The 4,602-nt window shown below is 67.7% G+C and carries 8 protein-coding genes; 2 read left to right on the top strand and 6 right to left on the bottom strand.

The window, feature by feature from the left end; genetic code table 11:
• On the bottom strand, positions 1-433 hold a 433-nt coding region (gene rpsB, locus AC5JCN_RS04760; RefSeq protein WP_495753882.1), incomplete at its 3' end, for a 30S ribosomal protein S2.
• Between the two features lie 160 nt (positions 434-593).
• The gene (locus AC5JCN_RS04765) at positions 594-1,124 is read right to left on the bottom strand and encodes an Lrp/AsnC family transcriptional regulator (RefSeq protein WP_495753883.1); all 531 of its coding nucleotides are present in this window, start codon (positions 1,122-1,124) and stop codon (positions 594-596) included.
• An 85-nt stretch (positions 1,125-1,209) separates the two neighbouring features.
• Between AC5JCN_RS04765 and AC5JCN_RS04770 the strand changes: the two genes are divergently transcribed.
• A complete protein-coding gene (locus AC5JCN_RS04770; protein WP_495753884.1) occupies positions 1,210-1,596 on the top strand; it encodes a RidA family protein in 387 nt (128 codons plus the stop codon).
• A gap of 3 nt (positions 1,597-1,599) precedes the next feature.
• On the opposite strand, the gene AC5JCN_RS04775 is transcribed toward AC5JCN_RS04770, so the two are convergent.
• From AC5JCN_RS04775 to arfB, 3 genes are all read right to left on the bottom strand, one after another.
• Positions 1,600-2,022 (bottom strand): EVE domain-containing protein, encoded by a 423-nt coding sequence (locus tag AC5JCN_RS04775; RefSeq protein ID WP_495753885.1) that lies wholly within the window; start codon positions 2,020-2,022, stop codon positions 1,600-1,602.
• A gap of 10 nt (positions 2,023-2,032) precedes the next feature.
• Positions 2,033-2,404 carry a VOC family protein gene (locus tag AC5JCN_RS04780; RefSeq protein WP_495753886.1) on the bottom strand — a complete coding sequence of 124 codons (372 nt, stop codon included), beginning with the start codon at positions 2,402-2,404 and terminating at the stop codon, positions 2,033-2,035.
• Positions 2,405-2,488: 84 nt separating this feature from the next.
• Entirely contained in the window at positions 2,489-2,908 is a 420-nt protein-coding gene (arfB, locus tag AC5JCN_RS04785; protein ID WP_495753887.1) for an alternative ribosome rescue aminoacyl-tRNA hydrolase ArfB, read from the bottom strand.
• Between the two features lie 36 nt (positions 2,909-2,944).
• On the opposite strand from arfB, the gene mazG reads away from it, so the two are divergent.
• Positions 2,945-3,823: a nucleoside triphosphate pyrophosphohydrolase gene (gene mazG, locus AC5JCN_RS04790; RefSeq protein ID WP_495753888.1), complete on the top strand. Its 879-nt coding sequence runs from the start codon at positions 2,945-2,947 to the stop codon at positions 3,821-3,823.
• 136 nt (positions 3,824-3,959) lie between these two features.
• On the opposite strand, the gene AC5JCN_RS04795 is transcribed toward mazG, so the two are convergent.
• Positions 3,960-4,602: GTPase (locus tag AC5JCN_RS04795; RefSeq protein WP_495753889.1), on the bottom strand; the 643-nt coding region annotated here is incomplete at its 5' end.

The raw sequence follows: 4,602 nt of genomic DNA on the forward strand, positions 1-4,602 counted from the left end.
GCTTGTCGCGCTCGCGCGCCAGCATCAGGCGCTCCTTCTTGGTCAGGCCGGTGCTGCCGCCGTTGAGGAGCTCGTCGACCTTGCGCAGGCGCTGGATCGAGGCGGAGATCGTCTTCCAGTTGGTCAGCATGCCGCCGAGCCAGCGCGAATTGACGTAGTACTGGGCCGAGCGCTTGGCGGCATCGGCGATCGCGTCCTGCGCCTGGCGCTTGGTGCCGACGAACAGCACGCGGCCGCCGCGGGCGACGGTGTCCGAGACCGCCTGCAGGGCGCGCGACAGCATCGGCACCGACTGCGACAGGTCGAGGATGTGGATGTTGTTGCGGGTGCCGAAGATATAGGGCGACATCTTCGGGTTCCAGCGATGCGACTGGTGGCCGAAATGCGCGCCGGCCTCGAGCAGCTGGCGCATGGAGAAATCGGGCAGAGCCATGGTGTTCTATCGTCCTTCCGGTTGAGCCTCTGGGGTGCGAATGAACAAGGCATAGGCTGCCAGGTCACCGGAACGCCTCGGTGTCGAGGTGATGCTCCCCATGTGGAATGCGCTGCGCCTTACAGCGGAAGCGGCGCGAATGCAAGGCGCGGTGCGGCGTTCAGTCGAGCGAAGGTGCGACCGCCGGCCACGCCTGCGTCGCTTCCGCCTGCACAGGCCGCTCCAGATAGGTCGAGAGCGCGATGTAGCTGCGCGTGCCCTTGACGCCCGGCACGGCATAAATCTGTGCCAGCAGCTGTTCCAGCGCATGCGGGCTCTCGCAACGCACCTTGAGGATCATGCCAGCGTCGCCCGCGACCGAATGCATCTCCTCGACCTCCGGGAAATCGGCAAGCCGCAGCATGCGCTCGCCCTTCCCCCAGCCGGCCGCCTCGACATGGACGAAGGCGAGCAGCGGCTTGCCGATCGCCGTTCCGTCGAGCCGTGCGCTCGTGCCCGCGATCACGCGCTCGCGCCGCAGCCGCTTGACCCGCTCGTGCACGGCCGGCGCCGACAGCCCGACCGCCTCGCCGATGGCGGCATAGCTCGACCCCGCATCTGCGACCAGCACGCCTAATATCTTTCGGTCGAAAGCGTCGAGTGGAGGCTTAGCATAAGGGCCGCGCCGAATACGCTCTGTCTTTTCAGCCATGACGGTGTTTCGCCTTGTGGCCGAATGTCATTCGGCACTTCTGTATTATTTCGGTATCACGTTCTTCACCGCGAGGCGAAACCTCATGCAGCTTGTCGCTCACGCTCCGACGGACGGCATCTATGCCGCCACGCCCGATTACGTCCACGCGATGGAGGTCCGGTCGCCCGCCCGCCTGCTCTTCGTCAGCGGGACGATGGGTCTCGACGATACCGGCGTGGCGGGCCGCACGCTCGAAGATCAACTGGCGCTGATCTGGCATAACCTTCGCACGATTCTGGCGTCCGCCGGCATGACGACCGACAACATCGTGCGGCTGACCAGCTATTTGCGCGATGCCGCCTATGTCGACGCGAACCAGAACGCACGCACCGCGGCGCTCGGGCGGCATGTCGTGCCGACGATCGCGATCGTGGTTCGGACTCTGCGGGAGGACTGGCTGGTCGAGATCGAGATCGTCGCGGCGGCGTGATCGCTACCGACCGGCACCCATAGCCTCGGCAATCAGCGCGAAATCGGCAGCGACGATCTCGATCAGCCCGAAGCGCAGGGCATAACCCCAGTTCGGCTTGCCCGCCGTCAATTCCAGCCGGTCGAGCAACGGCTTGATCGCGGCCGGTATCGCCGCGTGCCAGGCAACGTCGCGGCGGAACGGCATGAATCCGCCGCCCATCTCGCCGCGATAGGGCTCGCCGGCGGCGACCGTGCCGATCGCGGTGAAGGATTGCAGGCCGTCCTTCACGCCCATCGCCCGCGTCGGCGAATAATACGCGATGCCGTCGCCGGGGACGAGCCGCCGGAGCGGCGTCGCCTTGCCGTGATTGACCTGCATGAAGCCGCCCGCGCGACCGCGCGCGACATGGTCAGCACAGGCGACGCCGAGCCAGTATCTGGGCATCGTTGCATCCTCAGCCTTCGGACGGACAGAACACCCGCAGGCGATGGCCGTCGGGATCGAGCGCGACGAAGGTCCGGCCGAAATCGAGCTCGGACGGCTCCTGCAGGATCGTCAGGCCGCGGCCGCGCCAGTCGTCGCAGCGCCGGTCGACCTCGCCCGGGCTTTCGACGACGGTCGCGATCTCGGCGCCGCCCCCGGCGGCGGCCGGCGCCGGCTCGACGGTATGGCGCGACCAGAGCCCGAGCATCGCGCCCGAGGACAGCGGAAACATCGCGAAAGTCGGCGATTCCTCGACGGGTTCCGTGCCGAGCAGACCGGCATAGAAGCGCGCGCTGGCGGCGGGACTGTCGACATAGAGCAGGATGAAATTGGCATCGAGCATCGGGTCTCTCCTTCGGTTCGGCGATGGAGAGAGGTCTAGAAGCAGATGCTGCCAGATTCCGGCAGTGTCGTGTCAGGCTGGCGCTCAGTCGGTCCCCGGCTTCGCGCGCCCGGCCTTGATCGAGGCGCGCTTGTCCTTGGAGACGAGGCGGCGCTCCTTCGAGGCCTTGGTCGGCTTGGTCGGGCGGCGCGTCTGCGGCCGGACCGCTGCCTGGCGGATCAGCTCCAGCAGCCGGTCCAGCGCCTCCTCGCGGTTGCGCTTCTGGCTGCGCTGGCCTTGAGCCACGATGACGATGACGCCGTCCAGCGTCAGCCGCGAGCCGGCGAGCTTCATCAGCCGGAGCGCGACGTCGTTCGGCAGCGAAGGCGAGCGGCGCACGTCGAATTTGAGCTGGACCGCGCTCGATACCTTGTTGACGTGCTGGCCGCCCGGCCCCGAGGCGCGCACGAAGCTCTCCTCGATCTCGCTCTCGTCGATCGCGATGGACGGGGTGACCTGAATCATGGGAGCAAGCTATCCGACTTCAGGGAGTTTTGCAGCGTGGAGCCCTCTCGCGACATCTCGCGCCTGATCGAGATCATGGCGGCGCTGCGCACGCCCGGAACGGGCTGCCCCTGGGATCTGGAGCAGGATTTTTCCTCGATCGCGCCCTATACGGTCGAGGAGGCCTACGAGGTCGCCGACGCGATCGCGCGCGGCGATCTGGTAGATCTCAGGGACGAGCTCGGCGATCTCCTGCTGCAGGTCGTCTATCACGCGCAGATGGCGGACGAAGAAGGCGCCTTCGCCTTCCCGGACGTCGTCGAGGCCGTCACCGCCAAGATGGTGCGCCGTCACCCGCATGTATTCGGCGACGCGCGCGATCTCTCGCCCGCCGAGGTCAAGGCGCTCTGGCACAGCATCAAGGCGCAGGAAAAGGCCGACAAGGCGGCAGCGCGAGAGGCCGCAGGGCTGCCTGAGAAGGCCGAGGACAAGGGCGTGCTCGCCGGCGTGCCGCAGACCCTGCCCGCCCTCACCCGCGCCTGGAAGCTGCAGGCGAAAGCCTCGACCGTCGGCTTCGACTGGAACGACGCAAAACTCGTGCTCGACAAGATCAGGGAGGAGACCGCCGAGATCGACGAGGCGCTTGTCTCGGGCGACAAGGCGGCGATCAAGGAGGAGATCGGCGACCTGCTCTTCGTCGTCGCCAACCTCGCCCGCCATGTCGACGCCGATCCGGAAGGCTGCCTGCAGGCGGCCAATGCCAAGTTCGAGCGACGGTTCAGGGGCATCGAACAGGCGCTGGAGGCTAAGGGGCGCACAGCGAAGGACGCGTCACTCGACGAGATGGAAGCGCTCTGGCAGGCGGTGAAGCGGGCGGAGAAGACGAGCCGCGGGGAACCCCTCTCCTGTAAGGAGAGGGGCAGGGGTGAGGTGTAGGCCCCCGGACCAGTGACGCAAGAACCCAACGACGGCTGCGGTGAGGTCACGGCCACGGTGTCGAACGGCCGACCCCTCACCCTGCCCTCTCCCTACGGGAGAGGGTTCCCTGAGCCTCTTGCGGCATGGGGCGTTTTCAGCCCTGCCGCTCCGCTCCCGGAAACCTTGCCCCAAACGCCCCTTCCCGCTCCGGCGGCAGCCGCACGACGAGGCTCAGCGTCCCGTCCTCGGCGTCTTCGCGCTCCAGGATTTCGCCGTTCGCGTGCAGCCAGGCCAGCGACTTGCCGTCGCCGGGCGCCAGCATCAGCCGGTAGGTCGGCCGGCTCCGCGCGATGCGGGCTTCGATCGCGTCGGTCAGGCGCACGATGCCGTCGCCGGTCAGCGCCGAGACCAGCACCGGCCGCGCCGCATCCGGCTTCAGCGAGGCGAGGCCGAGCTGACGCTCACGTTCGTCGGCATTGAGCAGGTCCGACTTGTTCCAGACCTCGACGACGCGCTGGCCGTCGTCGGGATCGATGCCGAGATCGCGCAGGATCGCCTGCACGTCGGCGGCTTGCGCCTGCGTGTCCTCATGCGCGACGTCGCGGACATGCAGCAGCACGTCGGCCTCGATCGCATCCTCCAGCGTGGCGCGGAAGGCGGCGACGAGCTGGGTCGGCAGGTCGGAGATGAAGCCGACCGTGTCGGAGAGCATGATGCGGGCGCCATGCGGCAGCTTGAGCGCGCGCGCCGTCGGGTCGAGCGTGGCGAAGAGCATGTCCTGCGCCAGCACCTCGGCC

The organism is Alsobacter sp., assembly GCF_059501845.1.

Bases quoted from the DNA above. Each gene is read 5' to 3' on its own strand.
- AC5JCN_RS04765 (WP_495753883.1), bottom strand. From the start codon at position 1,124: ATGGCTGAAAAGACAGAGCGTATTCGGCGCGGCCCTTATGCTAAGCCT.
- AC5JCN_RS04770 (WP_495753884.1), top strand. From the start codon at position 1,210: ATGCAGCTTGTCGCTCACGCTCCGACGGACGGCATCTATGCCGCCACG.
- AC5JCN_RS04775 (WP_495753885.1), bottom strand. From the start codon at position 2,022: ATGCCCAGATACTGGCTCGGCGTCGCCTGTGCTGACCATGTCGCGCGC.
- AC5JCN_RS04780 (WP_495753886.1), bottom strand. From the start codon at position 2,404: ATGCTCGATGCCAATTTCATCCTGCTCTATGTCGACAGTCCCGCCGCC.
- arfB (WP_495753887.1), bottom strand. From the start codon at position 2,908: ATGATTCAGGTCACCCCGTCCATCGCGATCGACGAGAGCGAGATCGAG.